Raw genomic sequence first — 18,942 nt, 5'->3', positions numbered from 1 at the left:
TCCTCTGCGGGTTGGTGCACTTCAGGGCCACTGTAGTGCACCGAGTCTTCCGGAAGGGCGGTTCGTGTGCCTACTATTAACTAGCTAGTTCGTTACTTAACGGGGAGTGCGGAGTGCAAGACGGCTACCTGGTGGGGCTCATCGGATCGGGCATCGGCCCGTCGCTGAGCCCGGCGTTGCACGAGCGGGAGGCCGCCGAGCTCGGCCTGGACTACCGCTACCGGCGGTGGGACCTCGACGAGCTGGGCGCGCCGCCGGACGCCGTCGGCGAGCTGCTCGCCCGCGCCCGGGCCGAGGGCTACCGCGGGCTCAACATCACCCACCCCTGCAAGCAGCTGGTCCTGGAGCACCTCGACGAGGTCCACCCCGACGCCGCCGCGCTGGGCGCGGTCAACACCGTCGTCTTCGACGGCGAGCGGGCCATCGGCCACAACACCGACCACTCCGGCTTCGCCCGCAGCCTCCGGCGCGGCCTGCCCGGTGCCGCCCTGGACCGGGTGCTGCTGCTCGGCGCGGGCGGCGCCGGGGCGGCCGTCGCGCACGCGCTGCTGGGCCTGGGCGCCGGCGAGGTCCGGGTCGTCGACCTCGACGCCGACCGAGCCGCCGCGCTGGTCGCGTCCCTGCCGGACCGCGCGGTGCTCGGCGGCGAACTCGCCGACGAGCTGGCGGCGGCGGATGGTCTGGTGCACGCCACCCCGACCGGGATGGCCGCCCACCCCGGACTCCCGGTGCCCGCCGCGCTGCTGCGCCCCGAGCAGTGGGTGGCCGAGGTGGTCTACCGGCCGCTGGCCACCGAACTCGTCGTCACCGCGCGCGAACTCGGCTGCCGGGTGCTCGACGGCGGCGGCATGGCGGTGTTCCAGGCCGTGGACGCGTTCCGGCTGTTCACCGGCCTGGAACCGGACGCCGAGCGGATGCTGCGGCACTTCGCCGAACTGGAGGGAGCGCATGTCTGAGCCACGACGGTCCATCGCCACGGTCTGCCTGTCGGGCACGTTGGAGGACAAGCTCGCCGCCGCCGCGGCGGCCGGGTTCGACGGCGTGGAGATCTTCGAGAACGACCTGATCGCCTCGGCCGCCTCGCCCGCCGAGATCGGTGCCCGCTGCCGCGATCTGGGCCTGTCGATCGACCTCTACCAGCCGTTCCGCGACTTCGAAGCCGTTCCGCCTGCGCGGTTCCGGCAGAACCTGCGGCGCGCCGAGCGCAAGTTCGACGTCATGGAGCAGCTGGGCACCGACCTGGTCCTGGTCTGCTCGACGGTGTCCCCGGAGGCCGTCGACGACGACGAACTGGCCGCCGAGCAGCTGCGGGCGCTGGCCGAACGCGCCCAGGAGCGCGGGATGCGGGTGGCCTACGAGGCGCTGGCGTGGGGGCGCTTCGTCAACACCTACGAGCACTCGTGGCGGATCGTGCGCCGCGCCGACCACCCCGCTCTGGGCCTGTGCCTGGACTCCTTCCACGTGCTCTCGCGCGGCGGCGACCCCGCGCTGATCCGCACCATCCCCGGCGAGAAGCTCTTCTACCTGCAGCTGGCCGACGCTCCGCAGCTGGACATGGACGTGCTGCAGTGGAGCCGCCACCACCGGTTGTTCCCGGGCCAGGGCTCGTTCGACCTGAAGACCTTCGCGGGCAACGTCCTCGACGCCGGTTACGCCGGGCCGCTGTCGCTGGAGGTGTTCAACGACGTCTTCCGGCAGGCCGACCCGAAACCGGCCGCGGTGGACGCGATGCGCTCGCTGCGACTGCTGGAGGAGCAGCTCGGCGAGCCCGTCGCCGAGCCCGCCCCGGACCTGGACGGCTACGCCTTCGCCGAGCTCGTCGCCGATCCGGACACCGCCACCCGGCTGTCCGAGGGGCTGCGCGCGCTGGGTTTCGCCGAAACCGGCGAGCACCGCAGCAAACCCGTGCGGCGCTGGGAGCAGGGCGGCGCGCGAGTGCTGATCAACACCTCGGCGACGGGTCCCGACACCGCCGAGATCGGCGCGCTCGCGGTGGAGAGCGCCGATCCGATGCGCTCCGCCCGCCGAGCCGAGGCGATGAGCTCGCCGATCCTGCCCCGCGAACGCGGACCGCAGGAGGCGGGCCTGGTCTCGGTGGCCGCACCGGACGGCACCGGGGTGTTCTTCTGCGACACCGGTGCCACCGACGGCTGGCGCGGCGACTTCCGCGACACCAGCACACCGGCGGCCGCCACACCGGCTGCGGGTCTGATCACGGGCATCGACCACGTGTCGCTGACCCAGCCCTTCGACCACTTCGACGAGGCCGCGCTGTTCTGCCGCTCGGTGCTCGGCCTGGAACCCGAGGAGGTCACCGAGTACGCGGCGCCGTTCGGCATGGTCCGCAACCGCGGCATGGTCGACGCGACGCGATCGGTGCGCATCGCGCTCAACGGCGCGCTGGTGCGGCGCGGGGAGTGGGCCCCGGCGGTGCGCGACCCGCAGCACATCGCCTTCACCTGCACCGACGTGCTCACCGCCGCCGAGCGGCTGCGCGAGTCGGGCGCTCCGGTGCTGCCGATCCCGGACAACTACTACGACGACCTCGACGCCCGCCTCGACCTAGACCCGGAGCTGCTGGCCTCGCTGCGTCGCGGGTCGGTGCTCTACGACCGCGACGCGGGCGGGGAGTTCCTGCACCTGTTCACCGACCTGTTCGGCTCGCGGGTGTTCCTCGAACTCGTGCAGCGGGTCGGTGACTACGCGGGATACGGAGTCGTGAACGCCCCAGTGCGCATGGCGGCGCATCGGAGGCAGCGGATGACTGCATTCGGACGATGATCCACGTCTTGTTCTGGCGGAAACTGATCAAAATCGTACGTCGTACAGAGTGATCGGAGCCCTGCGCCAGATGCAGCACGTGAACCGTCGGACCCTGATGACCGCCGCGGGACTGGCCGGGATGGCCGCGGTCCTGCCCACCGGAGCGGCGGCCGCGGCCGTACCGGGACGCTGCGGCGACCACGCCTGGTGCGACCCCGGCCTCTCGCCCGACGAACGAGCGGCGCTGGTGCTGCGCGAGATGACCCTGGACGAGAAGATCTCGCTGCTCGGCGGCGACGACCTGGCGGGCGCCGCCGGGTTCGGGCACACCGGAACCGGGCACGGCGTCGAGCGGCTCGGGATCCCGCCCGTGTACTACGGCGACGGCCCAGTCGGATCGCGCCAGGGCAACGGCACCTCGATGCCCTCCGGCGTGTCGCTGGCGGCCTCGTTCGACCCGGAGCTGGCCGAGACCTACGGCGCCACCGTCGCCAACGAGGTGCGCTGCAAGGGCAACGACGTGGTGTTCGGCCCGACCGTCGACGTGCTGCGGATCCCCACCTCCGGCCGCGCCTTCGAGGGCTTCGGCGAGGACCCGTACCTGTCCTCGCGGATCGGCGTCGGCTGGGCCGCCGGGGCGCACTCCGAGGGCGTCATGGTGTGCGTCAAGCACTTCGCCGCCTACACCCAGGAAGGCCAGCTGGGCGTGGTCGGGTCCCGGATGCTCTACAACGCCGTCGTCGACGAGCGCACGCTGCGCGAGGTCTACCTGCCGCCGTTCGAGGCCGCGGTCCGCGAAGCCGGGGTCGGCGCGGTGATGGGCTCCTACAACCGGGTCGGCGGCCAGTACGCCTGCGAGCACCAGTGGCTGCTCAACGACCTGCTCAAGCACGAGTGGGGCTTCACCGGCTACACCATCGCCGACTACGCCGCCATGCACTCCACCGGGAACTCGCTGGCCAACGGCATGGACTTCGAGCCGTGGCCCGCTCTGGTGTACTCGCCCGCGGCGATCCGCACCGCGCTGGCGATGGGGCAGGCCGCGACGTCCGACGTGGACGAACACGCCCGCCGCATCCTGCGAACCATGTTCTCGCACGGCATCTTCGACCGCCCGGAGTACCCGAACGACGACAGCCGGATCGACAAGCCGGCCAACCTCGCCACCGCCGGGCGCGTCGCCGAAGCGGGCATGACGCTGCTGCGCAACGACGGCCTGCTGCCGCTGGACCCGGGCGCGCTGCGCGGCAAGACGATCGCCGTCATCGGCGAGGCCGCCGAGAAGTTCGTGCAGGGCGGCGGTTCCTCCTCGACCACCCCGTACAGCTTCGTCTCACCGCTGCAGGGCATCCAGCAGCGCGGCGCCGAGGCCGGCATCACCGTCGTCCACGAACCGGGCAAGACCCCCGACGCCGCGGCCGAGGCCGCCCGCAACGCCGACATCGCCGTGGTCGTCGTCTCCGACATGATGTCGGAGTTCCTGGACAAGCCGAACATGGACCTGGACTCGGGCATCGGCCAGTTCCCGCCGCCCGCGGTGGGCAACCCGTTCGCCGACCAGGACGCGATCATCGAGGCCGCGCTGGAGGCCAACGCCGACACCGTGGTCGTGCTGGAGACCGGAGGCCCGGTCAACACCCCGTGGCGCTACCGCACGCGCGCGCTGCTGGAGGCCTGGTACCCGGGCGCGAACGCGGGCACCGCGATCGCCAGGGTGCTCTTCGGCGACGTCGACCCGGGTGGCCGGCTGCCGCTGACCTTCCCCAACAGCGAGGACGACGTGCCCACCGCCGGTGACACCGCCCGCTACCCGGGCAAGGGCCTGGACGTGCACTTCACCGAAGGCGTGCTCGTCGGCTACCGGCACTACGACGCCCACGAGATCGAACCGGCCTTCCCGTTCGGGCACGGCCTGTCCTACACCACCTTCGCCTACTCCGACCCGCAGATCTCGGCGGACCAGGTGAGCGTGGTGGTCACCAACACCGGTGCGCGCACCGGCCACGCGGTGCCGCAGCTGTACCTGGGCCTGCCCTCGCCGCGCGAGGACGTGCCGCAGCCACCGCGCCAGCTCAAGGGTTTCGCCAAGCTCACCCTGGAACCGGGGCAGGCCGCGTCGGTGCAGTTCACCCTCACCGACCGCAGCCTGGCCTACTGGGACGAGCTGTCCGGCGGCTGGACCGTCGCCGCGGGCGACTACCGGGTCGAGGTCGGCGAGTCCTCCCGCGACATCCGCGCCGAAGGAGCCTTCACCATCGCCGCGGAACGCCGCGTGGAATGAGTCAGCGCTTCGACGCGTAGTAGACGGCTGCCATGTCCTCGTCGGCGTGGCCTGCGGTCAGGGCTCGGGCGAACCGAGCCCTGACCGCCTCGGCCAGGTCCAACCGGACCGCGTCGCTGGCCGCCTGCGAGACCAGACCGGCGTCCTTGGCCGCGGCGCTGAGGGTGAACGCGGGTGGGAACTCGCCGCGGATGATCGCCGCGCCCTTCATGTGCGCGTAAGGCGAGTCGGTGGCGGTTCCCGCGATGGCGGCCAGGAAGTCCTCGGGGTTCACGCCCAGGTCCTCGGCGAGGGCGATGGACTCGCCGACCGCGTTGGTCAGCGTCAGCACCCAGTTGTTGGCCACCAGCTTCAGCCGGGAACCGGCCGCCTTCGACGGGTCCTCGCCGACCCACTGGGTGCGGGTGCCCACGGCGTCGAACAGCGGCTGCACGCGCTCGCGCACCTCGGGCGCACCGGCGGCCAGCACCACCAGCTCGCCCTTCTCGGCCGGGAGCTTCGTGCCCAGCACCGGCGCGTCGACCACGGTGACCCCGCCGACCTCGGCTGCCGCCGCGCACACCGACTCGGTCCCCGGCAGGCCGATGGTGCCCATCTGCACCCACACCCCGCCTGAGTTCAGCGCCGCGGCGGCCTCACGACCTGCGGTGATGGTCGAATCGGCGTCGAGCAGCATGGTGATCAGCACGTCGGCGCCCCGCGCGGCCTCGGCGGGGGAGTCCACGACGGTCGCCCCGGCCTCGGCCAGCGGCTCGGCCCGGCTGCGCGTGCGGTTCCACACCCGCAGGTCCACTCCGGCGGCGGCGAGGTTGCGCGCCATCGGCGCCCCCATCGTTCCGGTGCCCAGGAATGCGACGGTCGTCATCACGAACTCCCCTTGCAGATACGTCGAGATCCGCCGCCGATTCTCCCCGCGAGCGAGGCGGCGCACCAAACCAGCACACCACCGGTGTGTTGGGCGGGAACCGCTTTCGGGCACGCGGGACCCACGGGCCGAAACGGGAGGAACCGGCCACAGTGGACGAAATCAGCCGAGGATCAGAGGAACTCGAACCGCCAGGTGCGCGACAGCAGCAGGGCGCCCGCCAGAGCCGCCGACGTCAGCGCCGCCGCGCCCTCGTTGAGGAACAGGCACATGACGGCGAGCACACCCGCGCAGGCGGCCGCGAACATCCGCACCGAGACGCGGGCCCGCAGATAACCGAGCGTGGTCGTCTGGCTCAGCCTGCGCGCGAGTCGCGGGTCCTCATCGACGAGCCGCTGCTCGATCTCTTGCAGGCGGCGCCGCTCGTCCCTGGGAAGCATGGCCCACCTCCACCGGGTAGTACCGCCTGGTTGAACAAGTATCGCAACGTTGGAACCTGCTGTGAAGGGTCAATCCAGGCGATCCCTTCGGCAACTCGCAACCCGCTGACCAGCGCACACGAAACGGGGCGCACACGAAACGGGGCGCACACGAAACGGGGCGGGCACCCCGGAGGATGCCCGCCCCGTCTCACTCGCGGTCTCACGCGGCGACCGGCGCCTCCACCTGGAAGTCCAGCGCGCCGTCGCGGGCACCGACCCGCAGCCGGGTGCCCTCGGTCAGCTCACCGTCCAGCAGCAGGTCGCTGATCCGGTCGTCGACCTCCCGCTCGATGGCCCGGCGCAACGGCCGAGCACCGAACTCGGGCTGGTAGCCGCGGTCGGCGACCCAGGACACCGCGTCGTCGTCGAAGACGACCTCGACGCCCATGTCGGCCAGCCGCTTCGTGGTGGTCGCCAGCAGCGCCCGCGTGATGGTGTGCAGCTGCTCGCCGTCGAGGCGCTTGAACACCACGATCTCGTTGATGCGGTTGAGGAACTCCGGCCGGAAGGCGTCCTTGAGCTTGGGCATGACCCGCTCCTCCAGGTCCTGGGTCGGGCTGCCGGCCGTGAAGCCGATCTTGCCGCCCGCGCTGGAGACGACCTCCGAGGCCAGGTTGCTGGTCATGATCAGCACGGTGTTGCTGAAGTCCACCGTGCGGCCCTGACCGTCGGTCAGCCGCCCGTCGTCGAGGACCTGCAGCAGCGTGTTGAACACGTCCGGGTGCGCCTTCTCGACCTCGTCGAGCAGCACCACCGAGTACGGGTTGCGCCGCACGGCCTCGGTCAGCTCACCGGCCTCGCCGTGCCCGACGTAGCCGGGCGGGGCGCCGACGAGGCGGCTGGCCGTGTGCCGCTCCTGGAACTCGCTCATGTCCAGCCGGATCATCCGCTGCTCGTCGCCGAACAGCGACTCCGCCAGGGCCTTGGCCAGCTCGGTCTTGCCGACGCCGGTCGGGCCCAGGAACAGGAAGCTGCCCACCGGACGGGTCGGGTCGCCCAGCCCGCTGCGCGAGCGGCGGACCGCGCGGGCCAGCGCCCGCACCGCGTCGTCCTGGCCGACGACCCGCTTGTGCAGCTCCGATTCCAGGCCGCGCAGCCGCACCTTCTCCTCCGCCGTCAGCCGCGACACCGGCACCCCGGTGGCTCGCGAGACGACCTCGGCGATGTCGGCCGGGCCGATCTCCAGCACGCCCGTGCCGCCCTCGTCGAGCCGGGCCTGCGCGGCGGTGATCTCGTCGCGCAGCGCCGAGGCCCGCTCGTAGTCCTCGGACGCCACCGCCTCGCTCTTGAGCTGCTCCAGCCGCTCGACCTTGGCCCGCAGCTCGCCGTCGTCGGCGACGCCGGAGTTCAGGCGCTTGCGGGCACCCGACTGGTCGATCAGGTCGATCGCCTTGTCCGGCAGGAACCGGTCGTTGATGTACTGGTCGGACAGCTTCGCGGCGGCCTCGACGGCCTCCTCGGTGTAGCTCACCTTGTGGTGCTTCTCGTACTGCTCCTGCAGGCCCCGCAGGATCGTGATCGTGTCGGCCACGCTCGGCTCGGGCACCTGGACCGGCTGGAAGCGGCGCTCCAGGGCCGGGTCCTTCTCGATGCTCTTGCGGTACTCGTCGAGCGTGGTGGCACCGACGACGTGCAGCTCACCGCGAGCCAGCCGCGGCTTGAGCATGTTGCCCGCGTCCATCGCGCCCTCGGCGCCACCGGCGCCGACGACGGTGTGCAGCTCGTCGATGAACACGATCAGCTCGCCGCTGTGCTCCGAGATCTCGTCGATGACCTTGGTCATCCGCTCCTCGAAGTCACCGCGGTAGCGGGTGCCCGACAGCATCGCCGACAGGTCCAGCTGCACGACCCGCTTGCCGGTGAGCACTTCGGGCACGTCACCGGAAGCGATGCGCTGGGCCAGGCCCTCGACGATCGCGGTCTTGCCGACACCGGCCTCGCCGACCAGCACGGGGTTGTTCTTGGTGCGGCGGGACAGGATCTCGATGGTCTGCTCGATCTCGTCGGCGCGGCCGATCACCGGGTCCAGCCCGCCTTCGCGGGCGGTCTCGGTGAGGTCGCGGCCGTACTCGTCCAGCGTCGGGGTCTCGCCCCCGCTGGGACCGGACTTCGGCGCCTGCTGCGGTGCGGGGCGCTGGCTCGCGTCGCGCAGGGCCTCCGGTCCCGCACCGGCGCCGCTCAGCAGGCGGCCGGCCTCGGTCTCGGGGTTGGCCGACAGCGCCAGCAGCACGTGCTGCGGGCCGATGTAGGTCGAACCCAGCGCGCGGGCAACGCGGTGGGCGTCGGCCAGCGCGGTGCGCGCGGCCAGGGTCAGCGAGACGGATTCGTCGTCGACCGGAGCTCCCGAGGCGGGCAGGTGTCCCTCGACCTCCTTGGCGAAGGCCTCGGTGTCCACGCCCAGCCGGCTCAGCTGCGCCCGGGTCGGGTCCTGCTTGGCGGCCGACCACAGCAGGTGCAGCGCGTCGAGGCTGCCCTGCCCGCGGTCGCGGGCGAACTTCGCGGCCTCGCCGACCAGCTGCTGCGCCTGCTCGGTCATCAGCTCGGTGATGTCGACTCGGCGCGAGCCGGCCGTGGAGTCGTCGGCCCCGAAGAAGCGAGCGAAGTACTCGTCGAACGGGCCGCCGACCGGTCCGAAGAACGTCGCCATGTCCAACCTCCTCGTGGCGGTCTTGCTCAGCATCGCCGCCATCTAGTTGAGTCTGTCGCTATCAACCAACGTAAGCGAGCGCGCCGTAATTCCAAGTTGATCGCGGTGTGGTTCGCGTCACCCGGCGAATGTGGTCCGGATCCGTTGACCTCCACCTAAGTGGAGGTTCCAGGCTGGGGTGACCAGCTCGAACGAAGGGGACACGTCATGGGAACGTCTGTGGATCGCGCAGTATTCGACGAGGCGTATGTGGCGGGCACCGCACCCTGGGTGATCGGTGAGCCGCAGCAGGCGATCGTCGAGCTCGAACGCGGCGGGGAGATCTCCGGCGCGGTGCTCGACCCGGGCTGCGGAGCCGGTGAGCACACCATCCTGCTCGCCGGGCTCGGCTACGACGTGCTGGGTGTGGACGCCGCCCCGCACGCGATCGAGCTCGCTCAGGCCAACGCCGCCGCCCGCGACGTGCCGGCCCGCTTCGCGGTCGCCGACGCCCTGGCCCTGACCGGCGGCCCCTACGACACGGTCGTCGACAGCGCCCTGTTCCACGTCTTCGGCGAGCAGGACCAGCACCGGTACGCCCGCAGCCTGCACGCGGTGTGCAAGCCGGGTGCGACGGTGCACGTGCTGGCGCTGGCCGACGTCGAACCCGCCCTCGGCCCGGTCGTGGCCGAGTCGGTGTTCCCGCGCGTGTTCACCGGCGGCTGGCGGCTGGAGCGGGTCCGCCCGAGCACCTACCGGGGCATCGCGCGCGGCGAGCACGCGCAGCTCTTCGGCGTCGCGGACGGCCGGCGGGTCGACGTCCCCGCGTGGCTGGCCACGGCGACGCGGTTGTAGAGCGAGGAGGTCCCGGCCTGGCATGCTGGCGGCATGACGTCCGACGATGCCGCGTGCGCGGTCGCGCACGGTGAAGTACCGACCGAATCCGGGCAGCGAGTGCTGGTGGCGGTCTTCGCCTCGCCGGTCGCCGAACACCTGCTGCGCTACGGCCGGGACCTCGGCTACACCGCTGTTCTCGTCGATCCCGCGGGCGCCGAAGGAGCCCTGACCGCGGTGCCGGAGCTGGGGCCCGACACCGACGTGGTCGTCACCGACCACCACCGCGAGGAGCTGGGCCCGGTCCTGCGCGACGCGTTGCAGCACGACGCCCGCTGGATCGGGATCATGGGCAACCCCCGTCACGAGGGACCGCACGTCCAGGCGCTGCGCGACCTCGGCGTCGACGAGGACCGGATCAAGCGCGTGCACCGCCCCATCGGCCTCAACATCGGCTCCCGCACGCCCCCGGAGATCGCCATCGCCACGCTGGCGGGCCTCATCGCCGACCGCAACGACAAACCCGGCGGCTTCCACTTCTGACGGCACCGGGCAGTTGTTGCCATAACGAGACCAGCACCGACAAGGCATCTGCAGCAAGCCTGCTGGTTCATTCAGCGCACGACTGCGAGCGTCCGGTTGGGCCGATCGGCTCAACAGGACGCTTTTTCGTGCCTGGCGGGACCGCTGCGAGGGGCGTGCGGCGGCCGGGTTAGCTTTCGCTGCCCGCCCGCACGTTCAGCTGGGAGTTCGCAGTCCGATGCCGAAGTTCGAGTTCACCGTCAACGGCGACCAGGTCGCGGTCGACGCCCCGTCCGAGGCGCCGCTGCTGTGGGTGCTGCGCGAGCAGCTGGAGATCACCGGCCCGAAGTACGGCTGCGGCATCGGGGTGTGCCGGGCCTGCACCTCGTTGATGAACGACGAGGCGGTCCAGCTCTGCACGATCCCGGTCGAGCAGGCGGCGGGCACGAGCATCACCACGATCGAAGGCCTCGCCGACGGCGACGACCTGCACCCGGTCCAGCAGGCCTGGCTCGACCAGGACGTCGCGCAGTGCGGCTTCTGCCAACCCGGCCAGATCATGGCCGCCGTCGCGCTGCTCAACGAGACGGCCGACCCCTCCGACGACGACATCGACGCGATCGAGAACGTCTGCCGCTGCGGCACCTACTGCCGCATCCGCTCCGCGATCAAGGAAGCCGCCCAGAACATGTGAGCCGTCGCGACCCCTCGCCCGGAGCGTTTCGGGTGGTTATGCTCCGCGCGCCCGACGTCGGGTGTGAGAGGGAGGCTTCGCGTTGTCCGGGATCGCTTTTCGGGAACTGAGTCCGGTGTCCTTCCTGGAGCGCGCCGCGGCGGTGTTCGCCGACCGCCCCGCGGTCGTCGACGGCGCCCGCCGCGACACCTACGCGCAGCTCTGGGACCGGGCGCAGCGGCTTGCCGGGCTGCTCGCGGCGCGCGGGATCGGGCCTGGCGATCGGGTCGCGGTGCTCTCGCCCAACACCCACCTGCTGCTGGAGGCCCACTACGGCGTCCCGCTGGCCGGGGGTGTGCTGGTCGCGCTCAACACCCGCCTCGCGCCGTCGGAGATCGCTTACATCCTGGAGCACAGCGGCGCGAGCCTCGTCCTGGTCGACGCCGATTACCGCGAGGTGCTGGGCGCACCGTCGATCCCGGTGATCGACTCCGGCGACTACGACGCCCTGGTCGATGCAGCCGAACCGCACCGCGTCGAGGTCGCCGACGAGCGATCGCTGCTGTCGATCAACTACACCAGCGGCACCACCGGACGCCCCAAGGGCGTCATGTACCACCACCGCGGCGCCTACCTGCAGGCCCTCGCGATGGCCTACCACGCCAAGCTCGACACCTCGTCCCAGTACCTGTGGACGCTCCCCATGTTCCACACCAACGGTTGGTGCTTCCCGTGGGCGGTGACCGCGGCCGGTGGGGTGCACCACTGCCTGCGCAAGGTCGACCCGGGTGCGATCTGGGCGGCGATCGGGCGGGAGGGCATCACGCACTTCTGCGCCGCCCCGACCGTGCTGGCGATGCTCGCCGAGCACCCCGAGGCCCACCACCTCGACCACGTGCTGCGGGTCTTCGCCGGTGGGGCGCCGCCGTGGCCGTCGCTGCTGGCGCGGATGGGGGAGCTCGGCTTCGACATCCGCCACCTCTACGGCCTCACCGAGACCTTCGGGCCCGCCGTGGTCTGCGAGTGGCAGCCCGAGTGGGACGACGCCGATCCGGAGCGTCGGGCGCGACTGATCGCGCGGCAGGGCATCGCCAACGTCATCGCCGAACCGGTGCGCGTCACCGACCCCGAGGGCCGCGAGGTGCCCGCCGACGGGCAGACGCCCGGCGAGATCCTGCTGCGCGGCAACGACGTCATGCTCGGCTACTACCGCGACCCCGAGGCCACCGGAAACGCCACCCTCGACGGCTGGTTCCGCAGCGGTGACCTGGGCGTTCGCCACCCCGACGGGTACGTGGAGCTGCGCGACCGGATCAAGGACGTGATCATCTCCGGCGGCGAGAACATCACCTCCATCGAGGTCGAGAACGCCCTCACCGCCCACCCCGACGTCGTGGAGGCCGCGGTCGTCGCCGCGCCGCACGACAAGTGGGGCGAGGTCCCGGTCGCCTTCGTCAGCCTCCGGGAGAGCGCCGCGGCGGGGGAGGCCGAGCTGATCGAGTTCGTCCGCTCCCGCATCGCCGCGTTCAAAGCCCCGAAGAAGATCGTCTTCGGGGAGCTGCCGAAGACCTCCACCGGCAAGCTGCAGAAGAACGTGCTGCGTGCCAAGGCCGTATCCGAATAGAACTGTGACACCCCCGGTCTGGTCCGCGCCGGGTCGCGCAGGCCATACTCGCCCTCATCGCTGATCCATCCGGAGCAAGCGGATCGCGATTCGGGGTAAGACGTAGGGGGCCGCGTGACAGGGGAGATCGAGCTCAGCCGCAGAGACGACGAGGAGTTCGGCGCCGAGGAGGAGTTCGGCGCTGAGGAGGACCGCGGCGAGCAGCGATCGGCGGGTTCGAAGGTGCTGGGCGGTCTGCTGGGGTTGGCCGGCCGCGTCGGTCGCGACGTCGCGCGCACCGGCATGGGCCTGATGCGGGAGCTGCCCGGCGGCGTCGAGGTGGAACGCCAGGTGCAGGCCATCGAGAAGGCCGTGTCGACCGGCGTGCGGGTCTGGATCGAGTCCGTCGACGACCCGGTGGCCGGTGCGGAGGGCGCCGACCCCGAGGACGACGAGGACGGCGGGGTCGAACCGGTTCAGGACGGGCTGCGCGAGGCCATGTCCGAGCTGCTCTTCCGGTCGGCCACGTCGAGCAAGGGCGAGGCCCGCGAGTACCTCTACGCCGGGATCCTGCGGATGATCACGCCCGACGAGGCCCGCGTCCTCGCCGGTCTCGGCGACGGCGCGGCATACCCGGTGGTGCACGTGACCGAGCGCTCCGGCATCGGCGGGGCGAGCCGGTTCGTGCTGCGCAACGGCTCCACCGTCGGCCGTGCGGTGGGGGTGGCGCTGCCCGACGAGGTTCCGCACTACCTGACCCGCCTGCACGCGCTGGGGCTCGTCGAGATCGGCGCCGAGCTGGACGCCATGGACGACCAGTACGAGATCCTGCAGACCGAGTCGCGGATCCGGGAGGCGCTGCGCTCGGGGAAGTCCACCAAGGTCGTGCGCCGCAGCGTCCGGATGTCCGAACTCGGCACGCGGTTCTGGCGCCGCTGCGATCCCACCCCGATATCCGGCGCCGACGAGGCGTCGAAAGCGTAATCGCGCGGGGTAAGGTCAATCCCGCTGTGTCGTCGAGCACAGGTTCGTCGGACGCAGGTGGGGCCGGGGCTTTTTCGGGGAAGGGCGTGAGATGGGAGCGATCCTCCAGGATTTCCACGAGCACTGGATGCTCTACCTCTCCATCCCGCTGGTGGCCGCCTTGATCGGTTACGTCACCAAGATCCTGGCGATCAAGATGATGTTCTACCCGGTTGAATTCCGGGGGAAGCGGCCGTTCCTGGGCTGGCAGGGCATCGTCCCCAAGCACGCCGCGAAGATGGCGGGCATCGCCTGCGACACGCTCACCGAGCAGCTGCTGCGCCCGCAGGACGTCGTGGCGCGGCTCGATCCCGACCGCATCGTCGCCGAGGTCGAGGAACCGCTGCGGCAGACGATCGAGGAGATCGTCAACGAGGTCGCCTCCACCTACCAGCCGGGTATGTGGGAGGCGATGCCGAAGGCCGTGCGGCGGGCCATGATCCAGCGCGTCCAGAACGACGCGCCGCGGATGCTCGCGGAGATCATGGACGAGATCAAGTCCGATGTGGACAACGTCTTCGATCTCAAGGACATGGTCGTCAACGCGCTGGTGCGCGACAAGGAGCTGCTCAACCGGATCTTCCTGGAGGCCGGCGACAAGGAGTTCCAGTTCATCCGGCGCTCCGGTGCGGTGTTCGGCTTCGTCATCGGCCTGGTGCAGATGTCGGCGTGGGTGCTGTTCAAGGCGCCGATCCTGATGCCGATGTTCGGTCTGTTCACGGGGTGGTTCACCGACTGGCTCGCGCTGAAGATGATCTTCCGGCCGCAGCAGCCGACCACCTACCTGGGCCTCTTCGAGTGGCAGGGCTTGTTCCTCAAGCGCCGCAAGGAGGTCTCCGAGGCCTACGGCGAGCTCATCGCCAAGGAGATCGTCACGCCGCGCAACGTCATCGAGGCGGTGCTGCGCGGTCCGCTGTCGGACAAGGTGCTGGCGCTGGTGACCCGCAAGGTCGACGAGGAGCTCAACCGGCGCACCAGCATCGCCAAGCCGCTGGTGGTCTTCGCCGTCGGCGGGCGCCGCTACCAGGACCTCAAGGGCCGCATCGCCGAGATGGTGATGGGCAAGCTGCCCGAGACGATGAGCTACATCGAGGACTACGCGGCCGACGCGATGGACATCCGCAACACCCTGGTCAGCAAGATGCAGGAGCTCGACGCCGAGGAGTTCGAGGAGCTGCTCCGCCCGGCGTTCCGCGAGGAGGAGTGGATGCTCATCGCGACCGGCGCGCTGCTCGGTTTCGCGGTCGGCGAGGTCCAGGTACTCGCTCTGGAGTTCCTGACCTAGACCGCGTCGGCCTCGACCGAGGTGTGCGTCCGGATGACGCGCGCGGGCACGCCCGCGAGCACGCTGTTGGGCGGGTAGACCCCGGCGGTCACCTGCGCCCCGGAGGCGACGATGGAGTTCTCGCCGATCTGAGCCCCGGCGAGGATCACCGATCCGGTGCTGATCACGGTCCCGGACCCGATCACCACCGGCCGGACCGGCAGCGGCCACTGCACGGCGACGGGCACGTCGGTGAGGTCGTGGCGGTGGTGGTGGTCGACGATCGTCACGCGGCTGGAAGTCCACACGTCGTCGCCGAGCACGACCGAGGACATCGCCAGGATCTCGGAGTTGCGCCCGAGGACGCAGCGATCACCCATGACGATCATCGGCTCGCCTTCGCCGAGCGCCGCCCCGGGCAGTCCGGCGGAGAGCACGGTGTGCTCGTTGATGATGCAGCCGGCTCCGATGCGGATGCGCTCGATCCCGGTCAGCGCCCCCTGCGGGAACGCCAGGTGGGTGCGGGCCCCCAGCGCCCCGAAACGACGCCCCTCCGCTGTCCGCGCGGTGATCGCGGCACCGTTGCGCGCCCACTGCCACCACGCCCGCGTCAACCGGCCCAACCAACGACTCATCAGAAGACCTCGAAAAGCGCCGCCACCAGAACTCCCACCTGAACCGGACGAACCGGCCTACCCATCAGTAGGGAGAAGTACTGTAACCCGACGCACCTCCGCACTTCGATCCTGCGGGGGCCTGAACGAACCCGACGGGAGATTCCCCGCGGCGTTGATCGGTGACCGGGTCGAGGGTGGTGGGCAGGGGACAGTTTTAGCCATAATCACCCATGATCAATGTCCGAAATGTCGGGACAATTATGGCTAAAACTGCCCCCTGCCCTGGAACTCCCCACCGCACTCGGACTCCCGAAGCTCACAGCTGCTCGGCTTTGAGGGTGTCGTAGCAGTCGTAGCAGTCGTAGCAGTCGTAGCAGTCGTGGCAGGTGGGGCAGGTGGGGTGGCAGATCCGGTCCATCTCCGAGGGCTTGGCCATCGCGACTTCCCGGTCGCAGACCGTGGTGCTGGAGGGGTGCCCGGAGATGAAGATCATCGTGGTGGCCCGGGGTGTCCGTTGTGTGATTTCGTGGGGTTCGTGTCCGGCGGGCGCGGGTTCGGCTCGGGTGCGCTGAAGCGACGTTCTGCGGAGGGGCGAGATATGGGATTTCACCTGCACCGGCGGATTCGGTTGGGCCCGATCTACCTGAACATCCACAACACGCGCGTCACGTCGTGGGGGTTCAAGCTGGGGCGCTTCAGCCGGAACATGACGCACGGGAAGACGACGATCGACACGCCCGGGCCGGGGCACTACACCTTCGGCGGCAAGCGGCGGCGCTGAATGGGAAAGCCGAGTTGGAAAGAGGTGGACCGGACGGCGGGGGACAGTCCGGTCCACCTCGGCTCAGGGTTGCTCCGACGGGAGGAGCGGTGACGCTGCCGCGGGGGCGACGGCGGGCGTCGGTGCTTCGGGGTTGGGGGCTGCGAGCGCCTGGGCGGTCGGGGCTATCGCGGCCATGACCAGGACCGCGGTCGCGGCCAGGCCGTGGGTCAGGCGGCTGGGGTCCTCGCGGGTGGACTCCGGCAGCAGCTTCAGGAGACGCTGGCGGAACACGGCTTCCTTTCGGGGTTGCAACGGCTACCGGGAGGGGCGAGTGCGGGAGCGGTCGCAACCGACCGGGGGTGTCGACTGCGTCGGGGGCGACTGGCTGCCGTGACCGTTCCGTAACTCGCCTAACTGAAGGTAACCACGGGTAGTCGTGCCTTCAAGGACCGTTCACGCGAACAGGGGATGCGCAGGGCTGATAACCATGATCGGTCGCGGAGGGTGACCGATGGTGTTCATGTGCGACCAGGGAAAACGTCCCGGTCCGCGACCTGTCGTGACGTCCGCCACTGATTGCGAAAACACCAGGTCAGAGCGCGATTTCCGCTCGATGCCGTGTTCGACGGCACCGCGTCCCGGCGACGGATGTTGCGGTTTTCGACGCGGGGTCAGGGGCTGGGGTGGAGGTCCTGGGTGCCGATGACCCGGAGGAGGTCGAGCTTGTCCTTGGCGTCCGTGCCCTCGGTGGGGAAGTAGGCGAGGAGCTTGAGGTCGGCGTCGGGGGTGAGGAGGGTTTCGCAGCTGACGTCGACCTCGCCGACCTCGGGGTGCAGGAAGCGCTTGCGGTCCTTGTGGCGGACGGCTACCTCGTGGCGCTCCCAGAGGTCGCGGAACTCGGCGCTGCGGGCCAGCAGGTCCTCGACCAGGCCGGTGATGTCGGGTTCGCCCGCGCGGCGCGCGTAGGTGGCGCGCAGGTCGCTGACGTGGGCCGCGGAGTGGTGCGCCCAGTCCTCCTCGGGCATCCCGCGTCGGACCTCGGGATCGGTGAACCAGCGCCAGACGACGCTGCGGTGCTTCTCGCCCGGCCGCCGCTGATCGCCCATGAGCGCCACCGCCAGCGCGTTCTGCCAGACGATCTCGTTGACGTCGGTGCAGAGGCAGACCGGTACGTCGGTGAGCCGGTCGGCGAGGCTGATCAGGCCCGGCCGGACGTGCCCGCCCGCGCGGCGCGGCGGCGGGGTGAGGCCGGCGAGGTGGAACAGGTGGTCCCGCTCGTCGAGGGTGGAGCGCAGCGCGCGGGCCAGCCCCGCCACGACGGGCTCGGACGGGTGCGAGCCGCGCTGCTGCTCCAGTCGCGCGTAGTAGTCGGTGGAGATCCCGGCGAGCTGGGCGACCTCGTCGCGGCGCAGACCCGGTGTGCGGCGGCGGACGCCCTCGGGCAGGCCGACGTCGGCCGGGCGCAGCAGCGCGCGGCGTCGGCGCAGGAAGTCGGCGAGCCCCGGTCGGTCGATCACGCCTCCCATCATCGACCCGCCGGAGCCCTTCAGCCAGGGAGAGCCCGTCCCCGGATGAACCGGGCCTGGGCGGCGCCCCCGGAGCCGGACGACAGTGGTGGCATGACAGCTCGAACCCAGCTCCGCACCCGCCGCCTCGGCAGCACCGGCCCCACCGTCACCTCGCCCGGTCTCGGCTGCATGGGCCTGTCCGGCGCCTACGGGCGCACCGACGACGCCGAGAGCGTCCGGGTCATCCACTCCTACCTCGACGCGGGCGGCACCCTGCTCGACACCGGCGACTTCTACGGTCACGGGCACAACGAGATGCTCATCGGCCGCGCACTGGCCGACCGCGACCGCGACGAGGTCGTGCTCTCGGTGAAGTTCGGCGCCCTGCGGGGACCCGACGGCACCCCGGTCGGCTACGACGCGCGGCCCGAGGCGGTGCAGAACTTCCTGACCTACTCGCTCAACCGGCTCGGCGTCGACCACCTCGACGTCTACCGCCCGGCCAGGCTCGACCCGGACGTGCCCATCGAGGACACCATCGGGGCGATCGCCGAGATGGTCGACAAGGGCCACGTCCGCCACATCGGGCTCAGCGAGGTCGGCGCCGAGACCATCCGCCGCGCCGCAGCGGTCGCCCCGATCAGCGATCTGCAGATCGAGTACTCGCTGCTGACCCGCGGGATCGAGGACGAGATCCTGCCGACCTGCCGCGAGCTCGGCATCGGCATCACCGCCTACGGCGTGCTCTCCCGCGGGCTCATCGGCGGCAGCGGCGCGGTCGACGGCGGACTGCGCGCCATGCCGCGCTTCCAGGACGGCAACCGCGAGCACAACGAGGCGCTGGTGGCGCGGGTGCGCGAGATCGCGGCCGAGAAGGACGCGACCGTCGCGCAGCTGGCCATCGCCTGGGTCGCCGCGCAGGGCGAGGACGTGCTGCCCGTCATCGGCGCGCGCCGCCCGGGCCAGATCGATTCGATGATCGCGAGCAACGCCGTGCGGCTCGACGCCGACGACCTCGCCCGCCTCGGCGAGCTCATCCCGCGCGACGCGGTGCGCGGCGACCGCTACCCGAGCGCGCACATGGCCGAGCTCGACAGCGAGCGGTGACCGTCAGGGCT

General features: G+C 70.9%; 18 protein-coding genes. 11 read left to right on the top strand and 7 right to left on the bottom strand.

Features of this window, described 5'->3' with window-relative positions; translation table 11 throughout:
- Positions 1–113 precede the first annotated feature (113 nt).
- From QFW96_RS11295 to QFW96_RS11285, 3 genes are all read left to right on the top strand, one after another.
- Positions 114–956 carry a shikimate dehydrogenase gene (locus tag QFW96_RS11295; protein ID WP_281455529.1) on the top strand — a complete coding sequence of 281 codons (843 nt, stop codon included), beginning with the start codon at positions 114–116 and terminating at the stop codon, positions 954–956.
- Entirely contained in the window at positions 949–2,781 is a 1,833-nt protein-coding gene (locus QFW96_RS11290; RefSeq protein ID WP_281455528.1) for a sugar phosphate isomerase/epimerase and 4-hydroxyphenylpyruvate domain-containing protein, read from the top strand. The genes QFW96_RS11295 and QFW96_RS11290 overlap by 8 nt, the downstream gene beginning before the upstream one ends.
- 79 nt (positions 2,782–2,860) lie before the next feature.
- Entirely contained in the window at positions 2,861–5,044 is a 2,184-nt protein-coding gene (locus tag QFW96_RS11285) for a beta-glucosidase (RefSeq protein ID WP_281455527.1), read from the top strand.
- A 1-nt stretch (position 5,045) separates the two neighbouring features.
- Here the strand turns inward: QFW96_RS11285 and QFW96_RS11280 are convergent, their stop codons facing one another.
- The 3 genes from QFW96_RS11280 to QFW96_RS11270 form a co-directional block, all read right to left on the bottom strand.
- The gene (locus QFW96_RS11280; RefSeq protein WP_343231372.1) at positions 5,046–5,927 is read right to left on the bottom strand and encodes an NAD(P)-dependent oxidoreductase; all 882 of its coding nucleotides are present in this window, start codon (positions 5,925–5,927) and stop codon (positions 5,046–5,048) included.
- 155 nt (positions 5,928–6,082) lie between these two features.
- Positions 6,083–6,349 (bottom strand): DUF3040 domain-containing protein, encoded by a 267-nt coding sequence (locus QFW96_RS11275; protein ID WP_281455526.1) that lies wholly within the window; start codon positions 6,347–6,349, stop codon positions 6,083–6,085.
- A 202-nt stretch (positions 6,350–6,551) separates the two neighbouring features.
- Entirely contained in the window at positions 6,552–9,038 is a 2,487-nt protein-coding gene (locus QFW96_RS11270; protein ID WP_281455747.1) for an ATP-dependent Clp protease ATP-binding subunit, read from the bottom strand.
- Between the two features lie 219 nt (positions 9,039–9,257).
- Here QFW96_RS11270 and QFW96_RS11265 point away from each other — a divergent pair, with 219 nt between their 5' ends.
- The 6 genes from QFW96_RS11265 to QFW96_RS11240 all read left to right on the top strand — a co-directional run bounded on the left by QFW96_RS11265 (position 9,258) and on the right by QFW96_RS11240 (position 14,957).
- Entirely contained in the window at positions 9,258–9,872 is a 615-nt protein-coding gene (locus tag QFW96_RS11265; protein ID WP_343231371.1) for a class I SAM-dependent methyltransferase, read from the top strand.
- 33 nt (positions 9,873–9,905) lie between these two features.
- Positions 9,906–10,394 carry an XdhC family protein gene (locus tag QFW96_RS11260; protein WP_281455524.1) on the top strand — a complete coding sequence of 163 codons (489 nt, stop codon included), beginning with the start codon at positions 9,906–9,908 and terminating at the stop codon, positions 10,392–10,394.
- A gap of 217 nt (positions 10,395–10,611) precedes the next feature.
- On the top strand, positions 10,612–11,067 hold the full coding sequence (locus tag QFW96_RS11255; protein WP_281455523.1) for a (2Fe-2S)-binding protein: 456 nt from the start codon (positions 10,612–10,614) through the stop codon (positions 11,065–11,067).
- 82 nt (positions 11,068–11,149) lie between these two features.
- Positions 11,150–12,670, top strand: a complete 1,521-nt coding sequence (locus QFW96_RS11250) for an acyl--CoA ligase family protein (RefSeq protein WP_425524744.1) — start codon at positions 11,150–11,152, stop codon at positions 12,668–12,670.
- A gap of 114 nt (positions 12,671–12,784) precedes the next feature.
- On the top strand, positions 12,785–13,633 hold the full coding sequence (locus QFW96_RS11245; RefSeq protein WP_281455521.1) for an Abi-alpha family protein: 849 nt from the start codon (positions 12,785–12,787) through the stop codon (positions 13,631–13,633).
- A gap of 91 nt (positions 13,634–13,724) precedes the next feature.
- Positions 13,725–14,957 (top strand): DUF445 domain-containing protein, encoded by a 1,233-nt coding sequence (locus tag QFW96_RS11240; RefSeq protein ID WP_281455520.1) that lies wholly within the window; start codon positions 13,725–13,727, stop codon positions 14,955–14,957.
- Here QFW96_RS11240 and QFW96_RS11235 read toward each other — a convergent pair.
- A complete protein-coding gene (locus QFW96_RS11235; RefSeq protein WP_281455519.1) occupies positions 14,954–15,571 on the bottom strand; it encodes an acyltransferase in 618 nt (205 codons plus the stop codon). The two genes, QFW96_RS11240 and QFW96_RS11235, sit on opposite strands and share 4 nt — an antisense overlap.
- 298 nt (positions 15,572–15,869) lie before the next feature.
- A complete protein-coding gene (locus QFW96_RS11230) occupies positions 15,870–16,046 on the bottom strand; it encodes a hypothetical protein (RefSeq protein WP_281455518.1) in 177 nt (58 codons plus the stop codon).
- A gap of 105 nt (positions 16,047–16,151) precedes the next feature.
- Between QFW96_RS11230 and QFW96_RS11225 the strand changes: the two genes are divergently transcribed.
- Positions 16,152–16,334, top strand: a complete 183-nt coding sequence (locus QFW96_RS11225; protein WP_281455517.1) for a DUF4236 domain-containing protein — start codon at positions 16,152–16,154, stop codon at positions 16,332–16,334.
- Positions 16,335–16,397: 63 nt separating this feature from the next.
- Here QFW96_RS11225 and QFW96_RS11220 read toward each other — a convergent pair whose 3' ends face one another.
- Together QFW96_RS11220 and QFW96_RS11215 are read right to left on the bottom strand one after the other, a co-directional pair.
- Positions 16,398–16,607: a hypothetical protein gene (locus tag QFW96_RS11220; RefSeq protein ID WP_281455516.1), complete on the bottom strand. Its 210-nt coding sequence runs from the start codon at positions 16,605–16,607 to the stop codon at positions 16,398–16,400.
- 380 nt (positions 16,608–16,987) lie between these two features.
- The gene (locus tag QFW96_RS11215) at positions 16,988–17,833 is read right to left on the bottom strand and encodes a helix-turn-helix transcriptional regulator (protein WP_281455515.1); all 846 of its coding nucleotides are present in this window, start codon (positions 17,831–17,833) and stop codon (positions 16,988–16,990) included.
- Between the two features lie 102 nt (positions 17,834–17,935).
- On the opposite strand from QFW96_RS11215, the gene QFW96_RS11210 reads away from it, so the two are divergent.
- Entirely contained in the window at positions 17,936–18,931 is a 996-nt protein-coding gene (locus QFW96_RS11210) for an aldo/keto reductase (RefSeq protein ID WP_281455514.1), read from the top strand.
- Positions 18,932–18,942 lie beyond the last annotated feature (11 nt).

The sequence above is a fragment of the Saccharopolyspora ipomoeae genome, assembly GCF_029952525.1.
Classification (GTDB): Bacteria; Actinomycetota; Actinomycetes; order Mycobacteriales; family Pseudonocardiaceae; genus Saccharopolyspora; species Saccharopolyspora ipomoeae.
The sequence above is the reverse complement of the archived record's forward strand: the minus strand, read 5'-3'. Positions and strand labels throughout refer to the sequence as shown.

Bases quoted from the DNA above. Each gene is read 5' to 3' on its own strand.
- QFW96_RS11260 (WP_281455524.1), top strand. From the start codon at position 9,906: ATGACGTCCGACGATGCCGCGTGCGCGGTCGCGCACGGTGAAGTACCG.
- QFW96_RS11230 (WP_281455518.1), bottom strand. From the start codon at position 16,046: ATGATCTTCATCTCCGGGCACCCCTCCAGCACCACGGTCTGCGACCGG.
- QFW96_RS11240 (WP_281455520.1), top strand. From the start codon at position 13,725: ATGGGAGCGATCCTCCAGGATTTCCACGAGCACTGGATGCTCTACCTC.
- QFW96_RS11235 (WP_281455519.1), bottom strand. From the start codon at position 15,571: ATGAGTCGTTGGTTGGGCCGGTTGACGCGGGCGTGGTGGCAGTGGGCG.
- QFW96_RS11210 (WP_281455514.1), top strand. From the start codon at position 17,936: ATGACAGCTCGAACCCAGCTCCGCACCCGCCGCCTCGGCAGCACCGGC.
- QFW96_RS11290 (WP_281455528.1), top strand. From the start codon at position 949: ATGTCTGAGCCACGACGGTCCATCGCCACGGTCTGCCTGTCGGGCACG.
- QFW96_RS11225 (WP_281455517.1), top strand. From the start codon at position 16,152: ATGGGATTTCACCTGCACCGGCGGATTCGGTTGGGCCCGATCTACCTG.
- QFW96_RS11275 (WP_281455526.1), bottom strand. From the start codon at position 6,349: ATGCTTCCCAGGGACGAGCGGCGCCGCCTGCAAGAGATCGAGCAGCGG.
- QFW96_RS11255 (WP_281455523.1), top strand. From the start codon at position 10,612: ATGCCGAAGTTCGAGTTCACCGTCAACGGCGACCAGGTCGCGGTCGAC.
- QFW96_RS11270 (WP_281455747.1), bottom strand. From the start codon at position 9,038: ATGGCGACGTTCTTCGGACCGGTCGGCGGCCCGTTCGACGAGTACTTC.